Raw genomic sequence first — 24,655 nt, 5'->3', positions numbered from 1 at the left:
TATAAGTAAGGTTCAAAAAGAAAGACGCGCCTGACCACTTCGGTACTGGCGCGCCCTGTCATCATACCAAAAAGCAGGGAAAACCATTTCCCCCACCTGATATTGCTGTTGCCAGGCACTTTACTTATGGCCGGGGTCGCCTTTTGCAATACCGTTAGTAGGGCAAGTCGAACACCAGGACTTCCGCTGCTTCCGCTTGCGATAAGGTCACCGCCGCTTCCTGCGTCAGTTTCAGCGCATCGCCCGTTTTCAAGGGCACGCCGTTGACCACCAGGCTGCCACGGATCAGGTGCACATAGGCCGTGCGGCCTGCTTTCAAGGCATGTTCGAGCTGCTCGCCTTCGCGCAGGATGCTGGCGTAGATGGCGGCGTCCTGGTGGATTTTCACGGAATCCTGGCGGCCGTCGCTGGAGGCGATCAGGCGCAGCTTGCCCAGTTTGCTTTCTGGCGCGAAATGTTTCTCTTCATAGCTGGGGGCGATGCCCGTCACGTTCGGCTGTATCCAGATCTGCAGGAAGTGCACGCCTTCGCTGGGCGAAGGATTGAATTCGCTGTGGCGCACGCCGCTGCCGGCGCTCATGCGCTGCACGTCGCCATAGTGCAGGATGGAGCCGGTGCCCATGCTGTCCTTGTGCTCCAGCGCGCCTTCGAGCACGTAGGAAATGATTTCCATGTCGCGGTGGCCGTGGGTGCCGAAACCCTGGGCCGGGGCGACCCGGTCTTCATTGATCACCAGCAAGGGGCCGAATCCCATGTGTTTCGGATCGTGATAATGGCCGAAGGAAAAGCTGTGATGGGAATTGAGCCAGCCATGGTTGGCGGCGCCGCGTTCTGCACTATGACGAATTTGCAACATGTTGAGCTCCGTTTCTTCTCGGTTTATGAATTAATTAATGTGCGATAATTTCGAAGGACTATTGCCTGATTCACCTTCGCTATACGATGAAGACAGTATAGGCGTCCATATCGTGAAAGAAAAACGGAAAATCTACCGTTCCATTGTCGAAAAAATCGAATGTTAAGACTGAGCCTGGAAGCACTGCAAATTGTCGACGCCATCGCCCGCCGTGGCTCGTTCTCGGCTGCCGGCAAGCAATTGCACAAGGTGCCGTCGACCATCTCGTACACGGTCGCCAAGCTGGAAGATGACCTCGGCGTGCAAGTGTTCCAGCGCCACGGCCCGAAAGTGGTGCTGACGGCGGCCGGCCAGGAATTGCTGAAAGAGGGGCGCTACCTGCTGAAAGCCGCGCACGACCTGGAACACCGCGTGCGCCGCGTGGCGTCGGGGTGGGAAACGGAAATTGCCATCGGCCTGGACACCATGTTTTCTGCCGTGGCGCTGGCCGATGACGTGCAGGCGTTTTATGCCGCCGCACAGCAGACGCGGCTGCGGCTGGTGCAGGAAACCTTGTCGGGTACCTGGGAAGCGCTGCTGGAACGCAGGGTGGACTTGCTGGTGGGCGCGCCCGGTGACGGTCCGGCTGGCGGCGGCTATATTTCACAGCCGATCGGCATGATGGATTTCGTCTTCGTGGTGGCGCCCACGCATCCGCTGGCGCAACTGCCGGGGCCGCTTACCCGCAGCGACCTGCAGCAGCACCGCGCCGTGGTGGTGGCCGATTCGGCGCGCCAGCTGGCGCCGCGCACGGTAGGATTGTTGCTGGGGCAAGATGCCTTCAGCGTCCCCAATATGCAGATCAAGTTTGATTACCAGGTGCTGGGCCTGGGTTTTGGCTTCCTGCCCGGTCCCTGCGCCCGCGCCGCCATCGCGCGCGGCCAGCTGGTGGAAAAAGCAGTGGAAGAGCCAAAGCCATCGGAAACGTTTTACCTGGCCTGGCGGGTGGGCGAAGATGGCGCCGCGCTGCGCTGGTGGATGGCGCGCATGCGCGAGCCGGAGGTGTTTGCCCGCCTGGCCCGGCATCTGCCCGGCCGCGCACCCGCCTGAAGCGGGGGCGTTGCAGGCTTGTCAGCAAGCTATTTTGCAGGCGTCACAAAATGTTGACATAAGCCAACATTTTCAGGGTAACATATTCACAGTATTTCTTGTCCGACCCCAAGCCCCATAGTGGGATTCTGATGATTACACAGACCGCAGCGCCCCTGAAATGCCTCTCCGTCCCGGTTGAAGAACGGGGCCGCCATGCTTGAAACGAAAGTCGCCCTGTGTTTGCGCCTGAGCCAGGAAGCCCGTGAGCAAGCCGGCCCGCAGCAAGCGGCTACCCTGGCGCGCTTGCATAGTGAGCTGGAACTGTTGCGCGGGGCCAGCCGGCCCGTGGTGCGCGTGGCGCCGGCCGATGCCCTGTTCGAGGTGGACCTCGACGGTTTCCTGATCGGCTGGAACCATGGCGCCGAGCAAATGTTTGGCTATTCCGAATTCGAGGCACTGGGCCAGCATATCCTGTTCCTGTATCCGGAAGACAATGCCGAAGAGGGCATACTGGAGTTGCATGTCGCACAAGGCGACGTGGCTACCGATGTGCGCCGGCGCAAGAAGTCGGGCATGGTCACCTGGCTGCGCATGCATCGCCATGTGATGCACGACCAGGCGGGCAAGGTGGCCGGCATGGCCGTGCGCCTGTCGGTGCTGAGCGAGCCGCTGTCCGATGTCGACAAGGTCAAATTGCACGCGCGCATCATCGAAGATAGCGAGCAGGGCGTGCTGATCACCGATGCCGAAGAGCGCATCGTCTCGATCAACAGTTCTTTTAGCCGCATCACCGGTTATTCGCCGGCCGAAGCGATCGGCCGCACGCCGGACTTGCTGCGCTCGGGCGTGCACGATCCGGACTTTCGCGCCAAGGTGCGCGCCGCCATGCGCGGCCACGGTTCCTGGCGCGGCGAGATCATCGGCAAGCGCAAGAATGGCGAGCTGTTCCCGCAAGATGTGACGATCAGCGTCGTGCGCGATGAGTTCGGCGAAATCAGCCATGTGTTTTCCCTGTTTTCCGATATCAGCGTGCACAAGGATGCCGAAGCGCGCATGCAGCGCATGGCCAATTACGACAGCCTGACGGGCTTGCCCAACCGCTGCCTGCTCAATCAATTGGTGGACCAGGGCCTGGCCGAAGCCAAGCGGCAAGGCACGCATGGCGCGCTGATGGTGATCGACATCAATCGCATCGGCTCGATCAGCGACACCCTGGGCCATGAAGTGGGCGACCAGCTGGTGATCGCCATCGGCCAGCTATTCCGCGCCGCCCTGCGCGACGCCGACATCCTGGCGCGCGTGGACAACAATAAATTCGTCGTCGCCCTGCTGCATATCGAAAAGCGCGAGCATGCGGCCAACGTGGCGCAAAAGCTGCTGAACCTGCTGGAAGCACCGATCAATATCGAGGCGCACGCCTTGCACGTGGGCGCCAGCATCGGCATCACCGTGTATCCGGAAGATGGCCTGGAAGCGCCGGCCCTGTTCCGTTTTGCCGACGTGGCGGTGGCCAAGGCGGGGCAGAATATCGAATCGACTTTCCTTTTTTACCGCGAAGACATGAATCGCCGCGCCAAGGAGCATTTACGGCTGGAAAGCGAAATGCGGCTGGCGCTGGGCGACAAGGAGCTGGAGCTGCATTACCAGCCGAAGGTGAGCCTGGATAGCGGACGCATCGTGGGCGCGGAAGCCTTGCTGCGCTGGAAGCATCCGATGCGCGGCATGGTTTCGCCGGGCGTGTTCATTCCTGTCGCGGAAGAAACCAGCCTGATCCTGGAACTGGGCACCTGGGTGCTGGACGAGGCTTGCCGCCAGATCCGCAGCTGGGAAGACAGGGGCCTGCAGATGCCGGCCATCGCCGTCAATCTGTCGGCGCGCCAGTTCGATGCGCAATTGCCGGCCCGCATAGCGGCGGTGCTGGCGCGGCACCGCGTGCGGCCCCAGCAGATCATGCTGGAAATCACCGAAAGCCTGCTGATGCGGGGCGCCGATACGGTGATCGGCATCATGAATGAATTGGTGGCGATGGGCCTGGCGCTGGCGCTCGATGATTTTGGCACCGGGTATTCCAGCCTGGCCTATCTGAAAAAGTTTCCCATCAGCACGCTCAAGATCGACCGCTCGTTTGTGGTCGGCTTGCCGTTCGAGCAAAACGATTGTGCGATTGCCCGCGCCATCGTCACCATGGCGCAGCAGCTGCGCCAGGAAATCGTTGCCGAAGGCGTGGAAACGGCAGAACAGATGCATTTCCTGCGCGAACTGGGCTGCGATCAATTGCAGGGTTATCTGTTCAGTCCCGCCGTGCCGGCAATGGAATTCGAAGCCATGCTGGTGGCGGACAAGCGCCTGCTGCTGGGGGAAGAACCCGCGTATTAGTGACTAGCAAGGCCGCGAGAGCTTGACCTTTTCCAGCAGGAAATCGAGCATCACCCGCACCCGGGCCGGCACTTGCAAGCCCGGTCCCATGAAGACGGCGTGCACGGTTTCGATATCGCCGGTGCCGTAGTCTTGCAGCAGCTGCACCAGCCGGCCCTGGGCAATATCGTTTTGCACATGCTGGCTCATGAAGCGGCCCAGGCCCATGCCGGCCAGCACCAGCTGGCGCATGCTTTCGCCATCGCTGACCAGGATGTCGCCGGGCGGCGTGACGTGGACGGTGCCACCGGCGCCATCGCTGAAAGGCCAGGTTTCCTTCTGATGCTTGAAATTAAATCCCAGCAAGGTGTGCTGCGCCAACTGCTGTGGCGTGCGCGGGGTGCCGTGGCGGGCCAGGTAGGATGGCGCGGCGGCAACGATCATGCAATCCTCGCCCAGCTTGCGCGCCACCAGGTTCGATTCCTTCAGCCGTCCCGTGCGGATGGCAATATCGGTGCGGTCTTCCAGCAAGTCGACGATGGCGTCGCTGACTACCACGTCGAGCACGATGTCGGGATAACGTTCCTTAAATTCGGGCAAGATCGGCAGCAAATAATGCACGCCGAAGGGGATGAAGCAATTGATGCGCAAGCGTCCGCGCGGCGCTGCCCCTTGCGCCGCTTCGCGCTCGGCGCCATCGATATCGTCGAGGATGCGCTTGCATTGCACATAAAAGGCGTCGCCCTCGGGCGTGGTGTGCAATTGGCGCGTGCTGCGCTGGAGCAAGCGCGTGCCCAGCCGCGCTTCCAGGCGGTTGACCAGCTTGCTGACGGCCGAGGGCGTCAGCTCCAGGCGCCGCGCCGCAGCGGAAAACGCGCCCGCTTCCACCACGGCCGCGAAGACGGCCATTTCGAAGGAACGGTTGATATCCTGACGCGCCATTATTGAATCCATTTCACAGGTGTTTCCATTATTAGAGTCTATATCAAAAGACGCGAGATCGATACACTGTCTGGCTTGAATGATTTGCTGGAGAAAATAGATGACTGCCGCAACCCCTGTTTCTACTAAAATGCCGCCCGGCGTGCTGTCGCTGGCCGTCGGCGCCTTCGCTATCGGCGTTACCGAATTCATCGTGGTCGGCATCTTGCCGGCCATCGCCAAGGACCTGGGCATCTCGATCGAATCAGCCGGTTCGCTGGTCAGCCTGTATGCGCTGGCGCTGGCTGTCGGCACGCCGCTGCTGGTGATCGCCATGTCGCGCCTGCCGCGCAAGGGCGCCTTGCTGGGCCTGATGTCGGTCTTCCTGGCCGGCAACCTGCTGGCGGCCTTGTCGCATAGTTTCGAGATCCTGCTGTTTGGCCGTGTCATCACGGCGGTGGCGCACGGCACCTTTTTTGCCATCGGCGCCACGGTGGCGGCCGGCCTGGTGCCCAAGGCGCAGGCGGGCAGGGCGATTTCCGTGATGTTTGCGGGCCTGACCCTGGCCATGGTGGTGGGCGTGCCGCTGGGCAGCTTCCTGGGTAACTTGCTGGGCTGGCGTTTGCCGTTCTTTGCCGTCGTGGCGCTGGCCGCGCTGGGCCTGGCCGCCATGGCGCGCTGGCTGCCGACCGGTCTGCCGCAAGGCGCGGGCGGCAAGGCGTCGACGCAGCTGGCGGCGCTCGGTAGCGGCCCGATCCTGACCATGATGGCCGTCACTACCTTCGGCTTTGGCAGCAGCTTTGCCGCCTTTACCTTCATTACGCCGATCCTGACCGACATTACGGGATTTTCCGCGACCGTCGCCAGCGCCTTGCTGATCGTGTTTGGCGCCGCCACGTTTACCGGCAACCTGGCCGGCGGTTATCTGACCAGCCATTACGGCTGGCAAAAGGCGCTGCGCATGATCCTGCTGGCGCTGGCCGTCACGCAAGTGGGCGTGGCCTTGAGCATCAGCTCGCAATGGCTGATGCCCGTGATGCTGTTTATCTGGGGCATGTTCGCGTTTGGCCTGTCGCCGGCCTTGCAATCGGGCATGCTGTCCACGGCCGAGCGCTACACGCCGAAAGCCGTCGATTTCGCTTCCGGCCTGAATATCTCGGCGTTTAACCTGGGTATTTCATTCGGTTCGATGCTGGGCGCGCTGATGGTGTCGCGCCACCTGATGGCCGCTTCGCCGTGGGCCGGCATGGTTGCCGCGCTGCTGGCCCTGCTGCCACTGGCCTGGCTGGCCCGCAAGAACCTGGCTTCGCATGTGGCGGGCGCGGCGGTTCATTGACTAGGCAGTCGCCGCGGGGCGCTGCCTGCGCTGCGCCGTCACCGAGCTGCCCATCGAGGCGGCCATGAACATGGCGATCGCCAGCCATTGCACGGCGCCCAGGTATTCGTCCAGCAGGAACAGCGCCAGGATGGCGGCCACGGCCGGCTCCATGCTGGCCATGATGCCGAACGCCTGCGGCGGCAAGCGCTTGAGCGCCACCATTTCCAGCGAGATGGGAATCGCGCTCGATACCAGCGCCACGCCCAGCCCCACCAGCAGCACCGTGGGCGACAGCAGGGCGCTGCCGGCGTGCAGCACGCCCACGGGCACCACCACCATGGCCGCCACCAGCAGGCCCAGCGATACCGAATGCCCCGCATGCAAGGTGCTGGCGCGCTTGCCGAACAGAATGTAGGTGGCCCAGAACACGGCGGCCGCCATCGCAAAGCCCACGCCTGCCGGGTCCAGGCCGCTGACATTGTGGCCGATCGGCAGGAGCAAGCCCAGGCCTGCGATGGCCAGCGCCACCCAGGCAAAGTCCAGCGGGCGGCGCGAGGACAGCAGCGCCACGGCCAGCGGTCCTGAAAATTCGATCGCCACGGCAATGCCGAACGGGATCGTGCGCAGGGCCATGTAAAAACACAGGTTCATGGCGCCCAGCGCCGCGCCATACAAGATCACCGAACGGGCATCGGCGCGGCGCAATGTCCAGCGCCACGGGCGCCAGAACAGCAGCAGCAACAGCGCTGAAAAACCTACCCGCACGGCCGTCGTCCCTTGTGCCCCCACCAGTGGAAACAGCGTGTGCTTGGCCCACGAGGTGCCCAGGCCGAGCGAGGTGACGGAAGCCAGGATGGCCAGCAGGGGAATAAAAGCGGAATGGCGTGACAGGGTCATGGTGAAATGTATTGAAAGCGTGATGCCGAAAGTTTATTGTGTCTATCCTGATATTTGCACTGCATTTACCGACCCATGACGCAACTTTCGCTCGCCACACTCGACAGCTTTGACCTGGCCATCCTGGAAATCCTCCAGCGTGACAACACCATCTCGCAACGCGAGATTGCGCTGGCCGTGCACCTGTCGGCGCCCGCCGTGCAGCGACGCATCCGGCGCCTGCGTGAGAGCGGGGTGATCCGTAGTGAAGTGGCCGTACTCGACGCCAGCCGCCTGGGCCGTCCCTTGATCCTGACGGTGGAAGTGCATCTGCACGACGAGCACCCGCAGCGCACGGCTGGCTTGCGCGCCCGCATCCTGGCCGAACCGGCGATACAGCAGTGCTACGGCATTACTGGCGAAGCGGACTATTTGCTGGTGATCACGGCCAGCACCATGGCCGAATACGAAGCGCTGACGGAGCGCCTGTTCGGCGGCGACGACAACGTGCGGCGCTTCCGCACCTCGGTCGCATTGACTTGTCTGAAGATGGGGCAATATGTGCCGCTGGGTGACAGTTAAGCCGGGCAGTGCATTCGCATGGCACAATGCATCATTTGCACGCTGAGTGCTACTTATCCAGGACTTCCATGACCCGCGCCATTCTCGACGAAACCCAGATCCATCCCGCCGCCCGTCCATTGATCGGCAGCAAACATACAGATATCGTGCGTGAAGTACAGGCCGCGATTGCCGCGCATCAGGTGGTGGTGGTCGGCATGGCGCTCAATCCGTTTCCGCGCAAGGCGCGCAAGATACTCGACGTGCTGGGCACGCCATATCACTACTTGCAATACGGCAGTTACCTGAGCCAGTGGCACCGCCGCAATGCCCTCAAGATGTGGACTGGCTGGCCGACTTTTCCGATGCTGTTCGTCAACGGCGTGCTGGTGGGCGGCGCCAGCGAGTTGCAAAAGCTGGTGGAAAACGGCGAGTTCAGCGCCATGCTGGCGAAGAAAATCCGCGAATTTTAAGCGGTTTCTTATTCCCCGGGCCGCCAGGGCGACTTGTGCGTGCGCAGCGGGTCCAGCAGGCTGCGCAAATCATTGTGATCGAGTTCGTACATGAGCGCGATCAGGCTGCCCAGTTCGCCCGAGGGGAAACCCTCGCGCGCGAACCAGCCCAGGTAATGGCCGGGCAGGTCGGCCAGCAGCCTTCCTTTGTATTTCCCATAAGGCATTTCACGCGCGACCAGCAGCGCCAGTTTTTCTGAATTCATGTTGGGGATTCCGTAGTGATATAGCCAGTGTAGCAGATCGCCAACTGTTGATTTCAGCGCAAATATCATCTGCCTGGCGAAGTATTTTTCGAAACAAAGAAAACCCCGATACTGCATGACATTATCTTTTCGGAGTCTGTCATGCCCATTGCCTTGCTCGCGCTGACCATCAGCGCATTTGCCATCGGAACCACCGAGTTTGTTATCGTCGGGCTGTTGCCCACCATCGCTGCCGACCTGGGCGTGAACCTGCCATCGGCCGGTTTGCTGGTCAGCCTGTATGCGCTGGGTGTTGCCGTTGGCGCACCCGTATTGACCGCGCTGACAGGCAAGGTGCCCCGCAAGATTTTATTGCTGTCGCTGATGGTGCTGTTCACCCTGGGCAACCTGCTGGCCTGGAAAGCGCCCAGCTACGAGTCCCTGGTCATTGCCCGCATCCTGACGGGCCTGGCGCATGGCGTCTTCTTTTCCATCGGTTCCACCATTGCCACCTCGCTGGTGCCCAAGGACAAGGCGGCCAGCGCGATCGCCATCATGTTTACGGGCTTGACCGTGGCGCTGGTGACGGGCGTGCCGCTGGGTACCTTTATCGGCCAGCATTTTGGCTGGCGTGAAACTTTCCTGGCTGTCTCGGCGCTGGGCTTGATCGCCTTTATCGGCAGCCTGCTGTATGTGCCATCGTCCATCGAGCACAGCAAACCTGCTTCCCTGCTGCAACAGGTGCAGGTGCTGGCCCAGCCGCGCTTGCTGCTGGTGTACGCCATGACGGCGGTCGGCTATGGCGGCTCCTTCATTGCCTTTACCTATCTGGCGCCGATCTTGCAGCAGGTATCGGGTTTTGGCGCCAGCGCCGTGAGCCTGGTGATGCTGGTGTATGGTGTGTCTGTAGCTTTCGGCAATATCTGGGGCGGCAAGCTGGCCGATCAACGGGGGCCGGTCAGCGCCCTGAAGCTGATCTTTCTGCTGCTGGCGGCAGTATTGCTGGTGCTGACCTTGACGGCGCCGTATCCCTGGCTGGTGGTGGCCACCGTCCTGCTGTGGGGCGCCGTCGCCTTCGGCAACGTGGCTGGCCTGCAAGTGTATGTCGTGCGGCAAGCCGAGCACTTTACGCCGCGCGCCGTCGACGTGGCGTCGGGCCTGAATATCGCCGCCTTTAACCTGGGCATTGCCGGCGGCGCCTGGGGTGGCGGCCTGATCGTCGATCACCTGGGCTTGATTCATACTGGCTGGATCGGCGCGCTGGTGGTGCTGGGGGCGTTCGGCTTGACGGCCCTGAGCGGCAGGCTGGACCGCTTGAACCCGATCCCGGCACGGGCCGGCGGCGAACAAGCTATCCATGCGGCAGGGCATTAATCAGGGCATGATCAGCAGCCCGACGGCTGCACCCGTTCGACTTCGAGGCCAAACCAGGGACGCAGCCGTGTGCCGATGACGTTGCCGAGGAAGGCGAACACCAGCCACAGCCAGCCGTGCAGGCTGCCCGACAGGATGCCGCTGAAATACGCGCCGATGTTGCATCCATACGCCAGGCGTGCACCATAACCGAGCAGCAAGCCGCCGGCCACGGCCGCGACGAGCGAGCGCAGCGGCAGGCGCCACACCGGTGCATAGCGGCCGGCCAGCGCCGCCGCCAGCATCGCGCCGAGCACGATGCCGATATCCATCACGGACGTCTTGTCCTGTGCGATCGGCGCGGCAAGCGCGGCCGCGTTGGCCTTGGTGGACCAGTAAGCCCAGCTGGCCGTATCGATACCGGCCAGCGAAGCGGCTTTTGCGCCCCACAGGGCGAATGCTGACGTCACGCCCCACGGCCGTCCCGACAGCGCGAGCGTGGCGAAATTGAGCACGACGAGCGCGATGGCGCCAGCCATCAGTGGCCATGGTCCGTGCAGCCATGGCGACACATGCGCCGGCCGTGCCGGGGCGCTCACGAGCCGGCCGTGGCGGCGTTTTTCAACAAATACGGTAATGGCTGCGATCAGCGCGAAGACGATCCAGTTCAGCACCAGCGCTGGTGCCAGGCCCAGGGTATTGACGAGGGAGATGGGCTTGAGCTGCGGCAAGGAAGTCCAGAACGGCATATGCGCGGTGCCGATCACCGATCCTGCGATGAACGCGGCCAGGGTGATCACCATGCGCGTACTGCCGCCGCCCACCGTGTACAAGGTGCCCGATGCGCAGCCGCCGCCCAACTGCATGCCGATGCCGAAGATAAAGGCGCCGACGACCACCGAAGTCCCGGCCGGCGATACGAGCCCCGCGACGGGCGTGCCAAACAGCGTGCCGGCAGACAGCGCAGGAAAAAACAGCGCCACGCCAACGGCTAGCATGAGCATTTGCGCGCGCAGGCCGTCGCCGCGGCCATCGGCAATGAAGACGCGCCAGGCGGAGGTGAAACCGAATGCGGCGTGATACAGCGTGATGCCGAGCAGGGCGCCCACCACGTACAGCGCCGCCTGGCTGGCGCCCACGACTTGGGCAAGATACCAGGCGCCGAGCGCAATGAGGATCAGCGCCACGCTCAGCGGGGTTGGATTGACATCGGCGCGCAGGCGCGGGGAGATCGCTGCTGAATCAGGCATGGCAGATGGCGCGCAGGACGCGAAAGGGAATAAAGCCCATTTTCGCTCGTTTTATTGTTTTCTGCCACTCAAGCCTATTGTTGCCGGAGCTATCGCTTCCGCCATGGCGGCAGGCGCGATGCTGTATATTCCTGCCCTGATCATCGTTCGCTCCCTGAATCCCATGCCTCCAGCCGTCTTGTTTTCTGTCGTCCTCGCCTATTTTTTGATATTGCTGGGCGTGGCCTGGCGCACCTCGCGCCATGCGACGAATGACAGCTTTTTTATTGGCAACAAGAACAGCCACTGGATGCTGGTGGCGTTCGGCATGGTGGGCACCACCCTGACGGGCGTCACCTTCATCAGCGTGCCGGGCGCCGTGGGGCGCGATGGCTTTGGCTATATCCAGCTGATGATCGGTTATGTGCTGGGCTACCTGGTCATTACTTTTATCTTGCTGCCGCTGTATTACCGGCTGCAGCTCACTTCCATTTACCGCTACCTGGAACTGCGCCTGGGACGCCGTTCCTACCAGAGCGGGGCGGCGTTTTTTATCGTCTCGCGCTTGCTGGGCGCCACGGCGCGGCTGTATCTGGTGGTCAACATCTTGCAGGCGACCATACTCGACAGTTTCGGCGTGCCATTCTGGCTCACGGCGCTGGCCGTGCTGCTGCTGATTTTGCTCTACACCTATGAAGGCGGCGTGAAAACCATCGTCTGGACCGATACCCTGCAAACGGCGTGCATGCTGGCGGGGCTGGTCATTTGCGTGGTGTTTTTGCTGCGTGAGATGGATCTGTCCGTGATCGACAGCCTCGAGCGCATGCGTTCCCAGGGCCTGGCGCGCATTTTTACGCTGGACCCGGACAGCCCCGCCTATGTGTGGAAACACATCGTGGCCGGTATCTTCATCACCATCGCCATGACGGGCATGGACCAGGAGATGATGCAAAAGAATATCTCGGTGCGCACCTTGCGCGATTCGCAAAAGAATATGCTCAGCCTGACCGTGGTGCTGACGTGCGTGCTGCTGCTGTTTTTGTTCCTGGGCGGCTTGCTGCACCTGTATGCGCCGGTCGCCGGCGTGACGGCCAGCGGCGACAAACTGTTCCCGGCGGTGGTGCTGGGCCACTTCCCGGCCGTGGTGCAACTGATCTTTTTCATTGCACTGATCTCGGCCCTGTTCCCCAGCGTGGATGGGGCGCTGACGGCGCTGACCGCCACTTTCTGCATCGATATCCTGGGGCTGCAGCGGCGCGCCGACCTGGCGCCTGCGCAGCAGATGCGCTGGCGCCGCCGCGTGCACCTGGCTTTTGCCGCGCTATTCCTCCTCTTGATCATGGCCTTCAAATGGATGGATAGCCCCAGCATGATCGGCGTGATCCTGAAGCTGGCCAGCTATACCTATGGTCCCTTGCTGGGCCTGTTTGCCTTCGGTTTATTGACGCGCCGTGGCGTGCGCGACCGCTGGGTGCCGCTGGTGGCGGTGGCCGGGCCGCTGCTGTGCGCGCTGATTGAGCAGGAACAAACGCAGTGGTTCGCGCACTACCGCATCGGCCTGGAGTTGTTGATATTGAATGGCGCCCTGGTCATGGCTGGATTGTTGCTCATTTCCACGCCCGCGCCTGCGAGCGTAAAGGACTTGTAAAAACATTACTTTGGCCGGATTTTCAGTTATATTGGTTTCCTTTAGGTTTAACCTCATGGAGTATCGATGTCACTTAATCCGTTCCCGGCCCTGCGCCGCGGTTTTGGCGTATTCTGGCGCGCCCTGGACGCTACGCGCCGCGTCGTCTTCAACCTGATCTTCCTGCTGATCCTGATCGCCATCCTGGTGGCGATCTTTGGCGGTGGCGTCAAGCCGCTGAAGGAAAAGACCACCCTGGTGCTGGACCTGCAAGGCCCGCTGGTGGAAGAAACGCCGGGCGGCGTGCGCGAAGCGGTACTGGCCAATGTCAGCGGCGACGTGAAAAAGAGCGTGCAGCTGCGCGACGTGCTGGCAGTGCTCGATTCGGCCAGCAAGGATAGCGACATCGGCGGCATGGTCCTGATGCTGGACGACTTGCAGGGCGGCGGCCTGGCTTCCTTGCGCGAAGTGGCGGCCGGCGTGGAGCGCTTCCGCGCCAGCGGCAAGAAGGTCGTCGCCTGGGGAGCCAGCTACAACCAGCGCCAGTACTTGGTGGCTGCCAGCGCCAATGAAGTCTATGTGCACCCGATGGGCGGCGTCATGCTCGAAGGTTTTGGCCGCTACCGCAATTACTACCGCGATGCGCTCGACAAGGTCGGCGTCACGGTCAACCTGCTGAAAGTGGGCACCTACAAGAGCGCCGCTGAACCGTTCATCGCCAACGGTCCGTCCGAAGCGGCGGCCGAAGCGGACCGCTATCTGAATAACGGCCTGTGGACCACTTACACGAACGACGTGGAAAAGGCGCGCAAGCTGCCGGCCGGCGCCATCATGCAATCGATTAATGACTTGCCAGCCTTGCTGACGGCCGCCGGCGGCGACCTGGCGAAACTGTCCGTCAACGCCAAGCTGGTCGACGGCTTGAAGACGCGCGATGAAATCCGCAGCCTGATGATGGAGCGCGGCGTCAGGAATGCCGACGGCACCAACTTCCGCCAGGTTTCGTATAGCGACTACCTGGCCCGCTTGCGTCCGAGTCATCTGGGCGACGCTGTCGGCGTGGTGATCGCCTCCGGCGAAATCGGCGATGGCGTCGCTTCGCCTGGCGCGATCGGCGGCTTGTCCACCTCGCGCCTGATCCGCCAGGCACGCGAAGACAAGCAAATCAAGGCAGTCGTCCTGCGCATCGATTCGCCGGGCGGCAGCGCCTTCGGTTCGGAACTGATACGCCGCGAACTGGAACTGACGCGCGCCGCCGGCAAGCCGGTGGTGGTGTCGATGGGCAACGTGGCCGCTTCGGGCGGTTACTGGATCAGCACCTCGTCCGATGAAGTGATTGCCGATGCCGCCACCATTACCGGTTCGATCGGCGTATTCGCCATCTTGCCGACGGCCGACAAGGTCATCGAAAAACTGGGCATCCACACGGCCGGCTCGCCGACCACCTGGCTGGCCGATTCCGGCAATCCATTACGCCCGCTCGACCCGCGTTTCGCGCAAGTGATCCAGGGTTCGATCAATCACGTGTATGGCGACTTTATCAACCTGGTCGCCAAGGCGCGCAAGACCACGCCGGAAAAAGTCAACGAAGTGGCGCAGGGCCGCGTCTGGACCGGCTTGCAGGCGAAGGACCGCAACCTGGTCGACCGCATTGGCAGCTATGGCGATGCGCTGGCCTCGGCCGCCAAGCTGGCCAAGCTGAGCCCCGGCTACCGCGTGGCGTACCTGGAGCAGGAAACCTCGAATGTCGACCGCCTGATCGGCATGTTCGGCGCCAAGGCGATGGCATCGCTGGGCCTGGGCGAGCACGTGAAACTGGGCCTGGCTGGCACCGGCTTGCCGACCGACGCCGCGCTGGGGATCGCCAATGATTTCAGCTGGCTCTCCAGCCTGACGCGCGAACACAAGCCTTTCATGGCGCTGACGCATTGCCTGTGCACGGTGCCGCTGGACGGTAAATAAGCGGGCGAGACGGGCCGACCCGTGCCGGCTTTCCCAGCATCCCCAAACAAGCCGGCTTTTGTCCGGCTTGTTTTCTTGTCGGCTGCCGATATGCAGGCAGATATGCCTTGGTCAAGGCCGCTGGCAGGAAAATTGTAGCGAGTTTGTATCTGCCTGCCAGCCGCCTGAAACGACCACCGGCTGCGGCTCGCGCCCCCGCGAGCCTGATTTTTCCGCTATTTCCCCAGAGATCCCTGCAGGCACGTCCGCCGCTGTTCCGGTGGTGCTTGCTGTTGCGTGCATAAAATGTTTCAGGTAGAAATGAAATGGATACATGACTATGCTAGAGTCCTCGCAGCATGGAGAAAACGCTGTTTTTTCAGCTGATTTTCAGCTCTTGATTTTCTCTCGATTGCGTAAAAACAAACAAAAACGTTCATCCGGCCCGAGCGCGCACAGACCTCGGCCGGCGCCACACAATCGCCGTGCCAGCGGCCTATAAAGGATAGCGATGGATTCGCAGACAGCAGCAAATACCCCACGGCGCAGCCGCCGTTCCAAGATTGTCGGTAGCGTTATCGCGCTGGCCGTGATGGGCGCCCTGGGAGGCGGCGCCTGGTATCTGACCCACTCGGGCAAAAGCGCGCAAGGCGGCCCCGGCATGGGTGGTCCTGGCGGTCCCGGCGGCCCTGGTGGCCCAGGTGGACGCAGGGGCGCCCCATCGACGACGGTCGGCGTGGCCACTGCCGTGAAGTCCGATTTGCCTGTGACGCTCGATGCGCTCGGTACCGTGACGGCGGCAGCCACCGTCACCGTACGCCCGCAAGTGTCGGGCATCCTGAAGGAACTGCGCTTCAAGGAAGGCGCCATGGTCAAGGCTGGCGATGTGGTGGCCCTGATCGACCCGGCCCAGTTCGAGATGGCGCTGATGCAGGCAACGGGCCAGCGCCAGCGCGACGAGGCGCAGCTGGAAAATGCGCGCCTGACCCTGAAACGCTACCAGACCCTGCTGACCCAGGATTCGATCGCGCGCCAGGACGTCGATACCCAGGCGGCGCTGGTCAAGCAGCTCGAAGGCACGGTATTGACCGACCGCGCGGCCGAAGGCACGGCCAAACTCAATCTGGGCTACACCAAGGTGGTGTCGCCGATCAGCGGCCGCGCCGGCTTGAAGGTGGTCGATATCGGCAACCTGGTCAGCACCAGCGACGTGGGCGGCGTGGTGGTCATTACGCAGCTGTCGCCGATCGACGTCGTCTTCTCGGTACCGCAGGATAAAGTACAAACGATCCAGGAACGCCAGGCGCAAAAAGTGGCGCTGTCGGCGCTGGCGCTGGACCGCACGCGCACGATTACCCTGGACCAGGGCAGCTTGAGCGCGCTCGACAACCAGGTCGACGTACAGACCGGCACCGTGCGCGCCAAGGCCCGCTACACGAATGACAAGATGGCCCTGTTCCCGAGCCAGTTCGTCAACGTGCGCCTGGAATTGGGTAACATCACGGGCGCCGTGCTGGTGCCTGTCACCGCCCTGCGCCACAGCAATACCGGCGACTTCGTCTACGTGCTCAAGGAAGACAAGACCGTCACCGTGCGCCCGGTCACGCGCGGCCAGGCCACCATCGACATGGTGGAAATCAAGGCAGGCCTGGCAGCGGGCGAGAAAGTGATCACGGAAGGCGCGGACCGCCTCAAGGAAGGCGCGAAAGTGACCTTGCCGGGCGACGCACCAGCCGGCATGCATGGCGGCTGGGGTGGTCAGGGCGGCCAGCGTGGACAGCGTGGCGAACGCGGTGCCGGCGGCGCAGGAGCCAGCGGCGCTGCGGACGGGGCAGGCGGCGAACGCCACCACCGCCGCCGTGACGCGGATGCTGCCGCCAGCGCATCGGCGTCCGCGCCGGCCGCCTCGGCGCCGATAGCACCGGCAGCACCAGCGCCAGCCCGTGGAGCGGCCCAATGATTGCAGGCTTCACATTGAAAGGGCCGGCGCCATGAGTCCATCCGCACCGTTCATCAAGCGCCCGGTCGCCACCGCGCTGCTGATGCTGGCCATCGTGCTGGCAGGGCTGGTGGGCTTCAAGTTCCTGCCGCTGGCAGCCTTGCCGCAAGTCGACTTCCCTACCATCCAGGTACAGACCCTGTATCCGGGCGCCAGCCCGGAAGTCATGGGACAGACCGTGACGGCGCCGCTGGAACGCCAGTTCGGCCAGATGGCGGGCTTGCAGCGCATGAGTTCCACCAGTGCGGCCGGGGTGTCCATCATCACCCTGCAATTCACCCTGGGCCAGACCTTGGACGTGGCAGAGCAGGAAGTGCAGGCGGCCATCAACGCGGGCGGCTCCCTGCTGCCGACCGACTTGCCGGCGCCGCCAGTCTACGCCAAGATCAATCCGGCCGATGCGCCCGTGATGACCCTGGCGATTACCTCGGACACCATGCCGCTGACCCAGGTGCAGAACATCGTCAACACGCGCCTGGCACTGAAAATCAGCCAGGTGACCGGCGTGGGCCTGGTGTCGCTGTCCGGCGGCCAGCGTCCTGCGGTGCGCATCCAGGGCGATACCAAATTGCTGGCCTCCTACGGCCTGGGCCTCGATAGCCTGCGCACGGCCATTACGGCCGCCAACGTGAATAGCGCCAAGGGCAGTTTCGACGGCCCCACGCGCTCGTTTACCATCAACGCCAACGACCAGCTGGTCACGGCGGAGGACTATAAACGCCTGATCGTCAGTTATAAGAACGGTGCGCCGGTGCGCCTGTCCGATGTCGCCAACGTGGTCGACAGCGCTGAAAATACGCGCCTGGGCGCCTGGTCGGGCAAGCAGCCGGCCATCATCCTGAACGTGCAGCGCCAGCCTGGCGCCAACGTCATCAAGACGGTCGACGCCATCAAGGCGCTGTTGCCCGAATTGCAGGCGAGCCTGCCGGCGGCCATGAAACTCGACGTGCTGAGCGACCGCACCACGGGTATCCGCGCCTCGGTGGAACACGTGGAAATGGAATTGCTGCTGTCGGTGCTGCTGGTGGTGCTGGTGATCTTCGCCTTTTTGCACAGCCTGCGCGCCACCGTGATCGCCAGCCTGTCGGTGCCGATTTCGCTGATCGGCGCCTGCGGCATCATGTATTTGCTCGGCTACAGCCTGAATAACCTGTCGCTGATGGCGCTGACGATCGCCACCGGTTTCGTCGTCGATGACGCCATCGTGATGATCGAAAATATCGCGCGCTACATCGAAGAGGGCGAAACGCCGATGGCGGCCGCCCTGAAAGGCGCCTCGCAGATCGGCTTTACCATCATCTCGCTGACGGTGTCCCTGATCGCCGTGCTGATTCCGCTGCTGTTCATGGGCGACGTGGTGGGACGCCTGTTCCGCGAATTCGCCATGACCCTGGCCATCACGATCCTGATTTCCGCCGTGGTCTCGCTGACCCTGGTGCCGATGATGTCGGCCCGCTGGCTGAAAAGCCACGCCGATGAAAAAGTCAGCGCCATGGGCCACCGCATCCAGGTCTTCTTTGACAAGGTCATCGCGCAGTACGACGTGGCCCTGGTCTGGGTGCTGAAACGCCAGGGCCTGACCCTGCTGGTCGCGCTGGCCACCCTGGTGCTGACGGTGGTGCTGTACATCACCATCCCGAAAGGCTTGTTCCCTACCCAGGATACAGGGCAGCTGCAGGCGCGCATCGAAACTTCGCAAGCCGTCTCGTACGAGCGCATGGCGGCCTTGCAGCAGGCGGCTGCCGCTGCGGTGCTGGCCGATCCGGCCGTAGACACCCTGAGTTCGCTGGTGGGCGTGGACGCCGCCAACAACACCATGCTGCATACCGGTAGCATGCTGATCAACCTGAAGCGCTCGCGCAGCGGCAGCCAGGAAGAGATCATGGAGCACCTGCGCGCACGGGTAGGCCAGGTCGCCGGCGTGACCCTGTACCTGCAGCCCACGCAAGACCTGACCATCGATGCCGAATCGGGCCCGACGCAATACCGCGTCTCGCTCGAAGGCGCCGATACGGCCACTGTCACGCAATGGGCCGGCAAGCTGGCGGCCCGCATGCGCGAAAAATCGCAGCTGCGCAACGTCACCACCGATGCGGGCGCCACCGGCGCCGCCGTCAGCGTGGGCATCGACCGCGACAGCGCCGCGCGCATGTCGGTCACCACCGCCACCGTCGACGATGCGCTGTACAACGCCTTCGGCCAGCGCATCATCTCGACGATTTTCACGGAAACCAACCAGTACCGCGTGATTCTCGAAGCGCAGCCTGGCATCGTCACCACCCCATCGGACCTGGGCGACCTGCAGGTGCGCACCGGTTCGGGCAAATCGACGCCGCTGTCGGCGTTTGCCAGCGTCACGGAAAAACAGGCGCCGCTGCAAATCACCCACGTGGCGCAGTATCCGGCCACCACCCTGGGTTTTGACACTGCCCATGGCGTTGCCCTGGGCAGCGCGGTCGATGCGATCCGCCAGGCGGCCAAGGATATCGCCTTGCCGCCATCGGTCAGCCTGACCTTCCTGGGCGCGGCCGGCGCCTATGAAAAATCGCTGTCGAACCAGCTGTGGCTGATTCTGGCCGCCGTGGTCTGCGTCTACATCGTGCTCGGCGTGCTGTATGAAAGCTACATCCACCCGCTGACGATCCTGTCGACCCTGCCGTCGGCCGGCGTGGGCGCCTTGCTGGCGCTGATGATGAGCGGGCAGGACCTGGGCGTGATCGGCATCATCGGCATCATCCTCCTGATCGGTATCGTCAAGAAGAACGCCATCATGATGATCGACTTTGCCATCGAGGCCGAGCGCGACGAGGGCAAGAGCCCGCAGGAAGCGATTCACCAGGCGGCGCTGCTGCGTTTCCGTCCGATTCTGATGACGACCCTGGCGGCGTTGTTTGCGGCCGTGCCGCTGATGCTGGGCTGGGGCGAGGGCGCTGAATTGCGCCGTCCGCTGGGCATGGCCATCTTTGGCGGCCTGATCGTCAGCCAGGTACTGACCCTGTTCACCACGCCGGTGATCTACCTGGCCTTCGACCGCCTGGGCCGCCGCTTTGGCAGTACCACCAGTGGCACAGGCAGCAGCGTGAATCTGGATAAAACGGATGCGGGGAGCGCCGCGTGAACCTGTCTTCACCGTTCGTCAAACGGCCCATCGCCACCGTGCTGCTGACCATCGGCATCGCGCTGGCGGGCATCGGTGCGTTTTTCGTGCTGCCCGTCTCGCCGCTGCCGCAGGTTGACTACCCGACCATTTCCGTCAGCGCCAACCTGCCGGGCGCCAGCCCGGAAACCATGGCCACCTCGGTAGCCACGCCGCTGGAGCGGCGCCTGGGTGTGATCTCGGGCGTGAATGAAATGACGTCGTCGTCCGGCACCGGCTCGGCCCGCATCAGCCTGCAGTTCGACCTGAACCGCCAGATCGATGCGGCCGCGCGCGAAGTGCAGGCCGCCATTTCCGCTTCGCGCGTGGACTTGCCCGCCACCTTGCGCAGCAACCCGACCTACAACAAGGCCAATCCATCGGATGCACCCGTGATCATCCTGGCGCTGACGTCGAAGACGCGCACGCCGGGCCAGATCTATGACGCCGTGTCGAACCTGGTGCAGCAGAAAGTCGCCCAGGTCAAGGGCGTGGGCGACGTGGAACTGGGCGGCGGTTCGCTGCCGGCCGTGCGCGTGGAACTGCTGCCGTTCCAGCTCAATCATTATTCCGTGTCGATGGACGATGTGCGGGCCGCTTTGCAGGCGACCAATGCCAATCGTCCCAAAGGCGCGATTACGGGCAATGACCGCAGCCTGCAAATCTATTCGGGCGCCAGCACGGCCTCGGGTGGACGCAGCGCGGCCGATTACCGCAGCCTGGTAGTGGCCTGGCGCGATGGCGCCGCCATCCGCCTCGACGACGTGGCCGATGTGGTCGACGGCGTGGAAAACACCAACACCCTGGGCCTGTTCAATGGCCAGCCGGCGGTGATCGTGCTGATCACGCGCCAGCCTGGCGCCAACGTGATCGCCACCGTAGATGGCGTGCGCGCACTGCTGCCGCAACTGCAGGCGCAACTGCCGGGCGACATCAAGCTGGAGGTGGCGTCCGACAGCACCAATTCCATCCGCGCCTCGCTGCACGAGATCGAATTTACCCTGCTGATTTCGATCGTGCTGGTGGTGCTGGTGGTCAGCGCCTTTTTGCGCAGCGTGCGCGCCACCATCATCCCGGCGGTGGCCACCATCGTTTCGCTGCTCGGCACTTTCGGCGTGATGTACATGCTGGGCTTTAGCCTGAACAACCTGTCCCTGATGGCGCTCACGGTGGCCACCGGCTTCGTGGTCGATGACGCCATCGTGGTGCTGGAAAACACCCAGCGCCACATCGAGGCGGGCATGGACCGCTTCAAGGCGGCCCTGCTGGGCGCGCGCGAAGTGGGCTTTACGGTGCTGTCGATCAGCCTGTCGCTGGTGGCGGTCTTCATTCCGCTGCTGTTCATGGGCGGCCAGGTCGGGCGCCTGTTCCGCGAATTTGCCGTGACCCTGTCGGCCGCCGTGATGATTTCGCTGGTGATTTCCCTGACCACCACGCCGATGATGTGCGCCTGGCTGCTGAAAAACGACGAGCAGCACAAGCAGCCGGGCAAGATCGCGCAGTGGTTCGAGCGTGGTTTCCAGCGCATGCTGACGATCTACGAGCATTGCCTGGACTGGGCCCTGTCGAGCGCACCGCTGGTGATGGCCATCCTGGTGTTTGTGGTGGGCTTGAACGTATATCTGTTCGCGGCCGCGCCGAAGGGCTTTTTCCCGCAGCAGGATACGGGCCAGATCAATGGCGGCATGCGCGCCGACCAGAGCATCTCGTTCCAGGCGATGCAGGGCAAGTTGCGTGAACTGGTCAACATCATCAAGGAAGATCCGGCCGTGGCCACCGTGGTCGGTTTCACGGGGGGCGGCAGGGCAGGCGGCGGCTTCATGTTCATCGACCTGAAACCCGTGGGCCAGCGTACCGACAAGGGGCAGGCCGTGATCGCGCGCCTGCGTCCGCAACTGGCCAAGGTGACGGGCGTCTCGCTGTTCCTCAATCCGGTGCAGGACTTGCGCATGGGCGGACGTTCATCGAACTCCACCTACCAGTACACCCTGATCAGCGATAACCAGGCGGACCTGAAAAAATGGGCAGCCAAACTGGCCGACCAGATGAAGATGCAGCCGGCCCTGATCGACGTCGATACCGACCAGGCGGAAAATGGCGTGGAAACCTATGTGCATATCGACAAGGACCGTGCCACGGAACTGGGCGTGCAGGTGCGCGATATCGACAATGCGCTGTACAACAGCTTTGGCCAGCGCCAGGTAGCGACCATCTACGATGAGCTGAACCAGTATCACGTGATCATGGAAGTGGCGCCACGCTACGCGCAAAGTCCGGAATCCTTGAGTGCCGTGTACGTGCCGGCGACGGCCGCCACGGCGGGCGCCACGCTGGCCAACATCACGGCCTCGCGCGATCCATCGAGCGGCAATGCGCTGAGCAATACGCTGACGAACATGGTGCCGCTGTCCTCGTTCAGCCGCTTTGCCGAAAGCTCGACCGCTACTTCCGTCAACCACCAGGGCGGCGAGCTGGCGACCACCGTCTCGTTCAACCTGACCGATGGCTACACCCTGAGCGATGGCCAGGCGGCCGTGGCCCAGGCGGAAGCGGAAATCGGCATGCCCGTCAATGTGCGCGGCAGCTTCCAGGGCACGGCGAAAAGCGCGCAGGACAACAACAAGGAGCAGCCGCTGCTGATCCTGGCGGCCATCGTGGTGATCTACATCGTGCTGGGCATCCTGTATGAAAGCCTGGTGCATCCGGTCACCGTGCTGTCGACCCTGCCGTCGGCCGGGGTGGGCGCCGTGCTGGCGCTGCTGATGTTCCGCATGGAGTTTTCCATCATCGCCCTGATCGGCGTGTTCCTGTTGATCGGCATCGTCAAGAAAAATGCTATATTGATCATCGACTTCGCGCTGGAGGCCGAGCGTTCGCGCGGCTTGACAGCGGTGGAAGCGGTGCGCGAAGCATGCCTGCTGCGTTTCCGTCCCATCCTGATGACGACCGTCGCGGCGGCACTGGGCGCCTTGCCGCTGGCGATCGGCTTTGGCGAGGGGTCCGAGTTACGCCAGCCTTTAGGGGTCGCCATCATCGGCGGCCTGATTGCCAGCCAGTTGTTGACATTGCTGACTACCCCGGTGGTCTACATCCTGCTCGACAAACTGCGCACGCGCAGCGCCGACGAGCAGCAATTGAGCCGCATTCCAGGGCCAGATAACCCGAGCACACAATCATGATTCAAGTAAAACATATCAAGTCCACCGTTCCTGCACGCCGCCTGTTGGCGCTGGCCGCCGCGGCCCTGCTGGCCGGCTGCTCCGTCAGCCCCACCTATCAAGTGCCGCTGACTCCCGCGCCGCAGGCGTTCAAGGAAGCGGCTGGCTGGCAGCCGGCCGCGCCGGCCGATACGCTGGAACGCGGTCCCTGGTGGACGCTGTTCGGCGACGCACAGCTGAACCAGATGGCCGAGAGTATCGAGATATCGAACCAGAACGTGGCCGAAGCCATCGCCTCGTATGAACAGGCGCGCGCGCTGGTGCGGGAACAGCGCGCTTCGCTGTTCCCTACCGTCAGCCTGACGGGCAGCGGCACGCGTTCGGGCAATGGTAGTGGCAATGGCGGTGGCGGTGTCGGGCAGCAAAGCGTCAGCAATAATTACCGCGCCTCCATCGGCGCCAGCTGGGAACCGGATGTCTGGGGCAAGCTGCGCGCCGGCGTGACGGGCGCGGAAGCGAGCGCCGCGGCCAGCGCGGCGGACCTGGCGGCAGCGCGCCTGTCGGCCCAGGGCGAACTGGCGACCAATTATTTCTCGCTGCGCCAGACAGATGCGCAGATCGCGCTGCTGACCTCCACCCTGGATGGCTACCAGCGCGTGTTCGACATTACGCGCAACCGCTTCAATTCGGGCATCGCCGCCAAGTCCGACTTGCTGCAGGCGCAGACGCAACTGGCCAATGCGCAGATCGACCTGTCCACTTCCGTGCGTCAGCGGGCCCAGCTGGAACACGCGATCGCCATCCTGCTGGGCCGCGCGCCGGCTGATTTCAGCCTGGCCGTGGCGCCGTGGAATATCGTCGTGCCAGACGTGCCGCTGGGCGTGCCGTCGACCCTGCTGGAGCGCCGTCCCGACATCGCTGCCGCCGAGCGCCGCGTGGCGCTGGCCAACGAGCAGATCGGCATTGCCCGCTCCGCCTATTACCCGAGCCTGGACCTGACCGGCTCGTATGGCGGGGCTTCCAGCAAGATAGGCGACCTGTTCAATGCATCGAGCAGCCTGTGGTCGCTCGGCCTGTCGGCCACGCAAACCCTGTTCAATGCGGGCGCCACCAGTGCTGCCGTGGATGCGGCCAAGGCGGGCCGCGATGCGGCCGTGGCGCGTTACCGCCAGACCGTGCTGGCCGCCTTTGGCGCGGTGGAAGACCAGTTGTCGGCCACGCGCGCGCTGGCCGAACAGATCGAGTTGCGCAAGGTGGCGTCGAGTGCTGCCGATGAGGTGGAACAGCAGATGCTGAACCGCTACAACGCGGGCCAGGTCAGCTATACGGACGTGGTGACGGCGCAGGTGACGGCGCTGTCGGCGCGCCGCTCGCTGGTGCAGGCGCAGGCGGACCGCCAGACCACGGCCGTGGCGCTGATCCAGGCATTGGGCGGCGGCTGGCATGTGCCGCAGCCGCAAGCGCAGGCACAGCCAGCGCAGTAAAAGGGGAAGGTGGTGCTGCGGGATCGGACACAGGCTTTACACCCTGTGTCAAATTCGGTTTTCAGACCGTGCT

The 24,655-nt window shown here is 63.3% G+C and carries 17 protein-coding genes; 12 read left to right on the top strand and 5 right to left on the bottom strand.

The features are described 5' to 3' along the window. Window positions 1-154 precede the first annotated feature (154 nt). Window positions 155-856, bottom strand: a complete 702-nt coding sequence (locus ACL9RI_RS09130) for a pirin family protein (RefSeq protein WP_422726266.1) — start codon at window positions 854-856, stop codon at window positions 155-157. Window positions 857-1,015: 159 nt separating this feature from the next. On the opposite strand from ACL9RI_RS09130, the gene ACL9RI_RS09125 reads away from it, so the two are divergent. Then, the gene (locus tag ACL9RI_RS09125) at window positions 1,016-1,945 is read left to right on the top strand and encodes a LysR substrate-binding domain-containing protein (protein ID WP_422726265.1); all 930 of its coding nucleotides are present in this window, start codon (window positions 1,016-1,018) and stop codon (window positions 1,943-1,945) included. A gap of 195 nt (window positions 1,946-2,140) precedes the next feature. Then, entirely contained in the window at window positions 2,141-4,303 is a 2,163-nt protein-coding gene (locus ACL9RI_RS09120; RefSeq protein ID WP_422726264.1) for a putative bifunctional diguanylate cyclase/phosphodiesterase, read from the top strand. A 3-nt stretch (window positions 4,304-4,306) separates the two neighbouring features. Here the strand turns inward: ACL9RI_RS09120 and ACL9RI_RS09115 are convergent, their stop codons facing one another. Further along, complete coding sequence (locus ACL9RI_RS09115; RefSeq protein ID WP_422726263.1) at window positions 4,307-5,224, bottom strand: LysR family transcriptional regulator; 918 nt, start codon at window positions 5,222-5,224, stop codon at window positions 4,307-4,309. Window positions 5,225-5,324: 100 nt separating this feature from the next. On the opposite strand from ACL9RI_RS09115, the gene ACL9RI_RS09110 reads away from it, so the two are divergent. Further along, a complete protein-coding gene (locus ACL9RI_RS09110) occupies window positions 5,325-6,539 on the top strand; it encodes an MFS transporter (protein ID WP_422726262.1) in 1,215 nt (404 codons plus the stop codon). Here the strand turns inward: ACL9RI_RS09110 and ACL9RI_RS09105 are convergent, their stop codons facing one another. After that, on the bottom strand, window positions 6,540-7,418 hold the full coding sequence (locus ACL9RI_RS09105; RefSeq protein WP_422726261.1) for an EamA family transporter: 879 nt from the start codon (window positions 7,416-7,418) through the stop codon (window positions 6,540-6,542). A gap of 75 nt (window positions 7,419-7,493) precedes the next feature. Here ACL9RI_RS09105 and ACL9RI_RS09100 point away from each other — a divergent pair, with 75 nt between their 5' ends. Then, window positions 7,494-7,979, top strand: a complete 486-nt coding sequence (locus ACL9RI_RS09100) for an Lrp/AsnC family transcriptional regulator (RefSeq protein ID WP_422726260.1) — start codon at window positions 7,494-7,496, stop codon at window positions 7,977-7,979. 68 nt (window positions 7,980-8,047) lie between these two features. Continuing rightward, complete coding sequence (locus tag ACL9RI_RS09095; RefSeq protein ID WP_422726259.1) at window positions 8,048-8,431, top strand: glutaredoxin domain-containing protein; 384 nt, start codon at window positions 8,048-8,050, stop codon at window positions 8,429-8,431. 8 nt (window positions 8,432-8,439) lie between these two features. Here ACL9RI_RS09095 and ACL9RI_RS09090 read toward each other — a convergent pair whose 3' ends face one another. Continuing rightward, complete coding sequence (locus ACL9RI_RS09090; protein ID WP_183676117.1) at window positions 8,440-8,676, bottom strand: DUF3820 family protein; 237 nt, start codon at window positions 8,674-8,676, stop codon at window positions 8,440-8,442. Between the two features lie 141 nt (window positions 8,677-8,817). Here ACL9RI_RS09090 and ACL9RI_RS09085 point away from each other — a divergent pair, with 141 nt between their 5' ends. Then, complete coding sequence (locus ACL9RI_RS09085) at window positions 8,818-10,029, top strand: MFS transporter (protein WP_422726258.1); 1,212 nt, start codon at window positions 8,818-8,820, stop codon at window positions 10,027-10,029. Between the two features lie 11 nt (window positions 10,030-10,040). On the opposite strand, the gene ACL9RI_RS09080 is transcribed toward ACL9RI_RS09085, so the two are convergent. Then, window positions 10,041-11,258: a YeeE/YedE family protein gene (locus tag ACL9RI_RS09080; protein ID WP_422726257.1), complete on the bottom strand. Its 1,218-nt coding sequence runs from the start codon at window positions 11,256-11,258 to the stop codon at window positions 10,041-10,043. A gap of 118 nt (window positions 11,259-11,376) precedes the next feature. On the opposite strand from ACL9RI_RS09080, the gene ACL9RI_RS09075 reads away from it, so the two are divergent. The 6 genes from ACL9RI_RS09075 (at window position 11,377) to ACL9RI_RS09050 (ending at window position 24,582) form a co-directional block, all read left to right on the top strand. Beyond that, complete coding sequence (locus ACL9RI_RS09075; protein ID WP_422726256.1) at window positions 11,377-12,885, top strand: sodium:solute symporter; 1,509 nt, start codon at window positions 11,377-11,379, stop codon at window positions 12,883-12,885. A 66-nt stretch (window positions 12,886-12,951) separates the two neighbouring features. Continuing rightward, on the top strand, window positions 12,952-14,826 hold the full coding sequence (gene sppA, locus ACL9RI_RS09070) for a signal peptide peptidase SppA (protein ID WP_422726255.1): 1,875 nt from the start codon (window positions 12,952-12,954) through the stop codon (window positions 14,824-14,826). Window positions 14,827-15,316: 490 nt separating this feature from the next. Next, on the top strand, window positions 15,317-16,765 hold the full coding sequence (locus ACL9RI_RS09065) for an efflux RND transporter periplasmic adaptor subunit (protein ID WP_422726254.1): 1,449 nt from the start codon (window positions 15,317-15,319) through the stop codon (window positions 16,763-16,765). Between the two features lie 31 nt (window positions 16,766-16,796). After that, window positions 16,797-19,922 carry an efflux RND transporter permease subunit gene (locus ACL9RI_RS09060; protein WP_422726253.1) on the top strand — a complete coding sequence of 1,042 codons (3,126 nt, stop codon included), beginning with the start codon at window positions 16,797-16,799 and terminating at the stop codon, window positions 19,920-19,922. Then, on the top strand, window positions 19,919-23,119 hold the full coding sequence (locus ACL9RI_RS09055; protein ID WP_422726252.1) for an efflux RND transporter permease subunit: 3,201 nt from the start codon (window positions 19,919-19,921) through the stop codon (window positions 23,117-23,119). Before ACL9RI_RS09060 ends, ACL9RI_RS09055 begins: the two co-directional genes overlap by 4 nt. After that, on the top strand, window positions 23,116-24,582 hold the full coding sequence (locus ACL9RI_RS09050; protein ID WP_422726251.1) for an efflux transporter outer membrane subunit: 1,467 nt from the start codon (window positions 23,116-23,118) through the stop codon (window positions 24,580-24,582). The genes ACL9RI_RS09055 and ACL9RI_RS09050 overlap by 4 nt, the downstream gene beginning before the upstream one ends. The last annotated feature ends 73 nt before the right edge of the window (window positions 24,583-24,655 follow it).

It is taken from the genome of Janthinobacterium sp. Mn2066, from assembly GCF_049319705.1.
In the GTDB taxonomy this organism is placed as follows: Bacteria; Pseudomonadota; Gammaproteobacteria; order Burkholderiales; family Burkholderiaceae_D; genus Janthinobacterium.
This window is presented reverse-complemented; position numbering and strand designations above follow the sequence as displayed.

What these genes read in the sequence shown, in the direction of transcription:
- ACL9RI_RS09080 (WP_422726257.1), bottom strand. Translation starts at nt 11,258, where the DNA reads ATGCCTGATTCAGCAGCGATCTCCCCGCGCCTGCGCGCCGATGTCAAT.
- ACL9RI_RS09090 (WP_183676117.1), bottom strand. Translation starts at nt 8,676, where the DNA reads ATGAATTCAGAAAAACTGGCGCTGCTGGTCGCGCGTGAAATGCCTTAT.
- ACL9RI_RS09105 (WP_422726261.1), bottom strand. Translation starts at nt 7,418, where the DNA reads ATGACCCTGTCACGCCATTCCGCTTTTATTCCCCTGCTGGCCATCCTG.
- ACL9RI_RS09060 (WP_422726253.1), top strand. Translation starts at nt 16,797, where the DNA reads ATGAGTCCATCCGCACCGTTCATCAAGCGCCCGGTCGCCACCGCGCTG.
- ACL9RI_RS09050 (WP_422726251.1), top strand. Translation starts at nt 23,116, where the DNA reads ATGATTCAAGTAAAACATATCAAGTCCACCGTTCCTGCACGCCGCCTG.
- ACL9RI_RS09085 (WP_422726258.1), top strand. Translation starts at nt 8,818, where the DNA reads ATGCCCATTGCCTTGCTCGCGCTGACCATCAGCGCATTTGCCATCGGA.
- ACL9RI_RS09115 (WP_422726263.1), bottom strand. Translation starts at nt 5,224, where the DNA reads ATGGCGCGTCAGGATATCAACCGTTCCTTCGAAATGGCCGTCTTCGCG.
- ACL9RI_RS09095 (WP_422726259.1), top strand. Translation starts at nt 8,048, where the DNA reads ATGACCCGCGCCATTCTCGACGAAACCCAGATCCATCCCGCCGCCCGT.
- ACL9RI_RS09100 (WP_422726260.1), top strand. Translation starts at nt 7,494, where the DNA reads ATGACGCAACTTTCGCTCGCCACACTCGACAGCTTTGACCTGGCCATC.
- sppA (WP_422726255.1), top strand. Translation starts at nt 12,952, where the DNA reads ATGTCACTTAATCCGTTCCCGGCCCTGCGCCGCGGTTTTGGCGTATTC.
- ACL9RI_RS09130 (WP_422726266.1), bottom strand. Translation starts at nt 856, where the DNA reads ATGTTGCAAATTCGTCATAGTGCAGAACGCGGCGCCGCCAACCATGGC.
- ACL9RI_RS09110 (WP_422726262.1), top strand. Translation starts at nt 5,325, where the DNA reads ATGACTGCCGCAACCCCTGTTTCTACTAAAATGCCGCCCGGCGTGCTG.
- ACL9RI_RS09075 (WP_422726256.1), top strand. Translation starts at nt 11,377, where the DNA reads ATGCTGTATATTCCTGCCCTGATCATCGTTCGCTCCCTGAATCCCATG.
- ACL9RI_RS09120 (WP_422726264.1), top strand. Translation starts at nt 2,141, where the DNA reads ATGCTTGAAACGAAAGTCGCCCTGTGTTTGCGCCTGAGCCAGGAAGCC.
- ACL9RI_RS09125 (WP_422726265.1), top strand. Translation starts at nt 1,016, where the DNA reads ATGTTAAGACTGAGCCTGGAAGCACTGCAAATTGTCGACGCCATCGCC.
- ACL9RI_RS09065 (WP_422726254.1), top strand. Translation starts at nt 15,317, where the DNA reads ATGGATTCGCAGACAGCAGCAAATACCCCACGGCGCAGCCGCCGTTCC.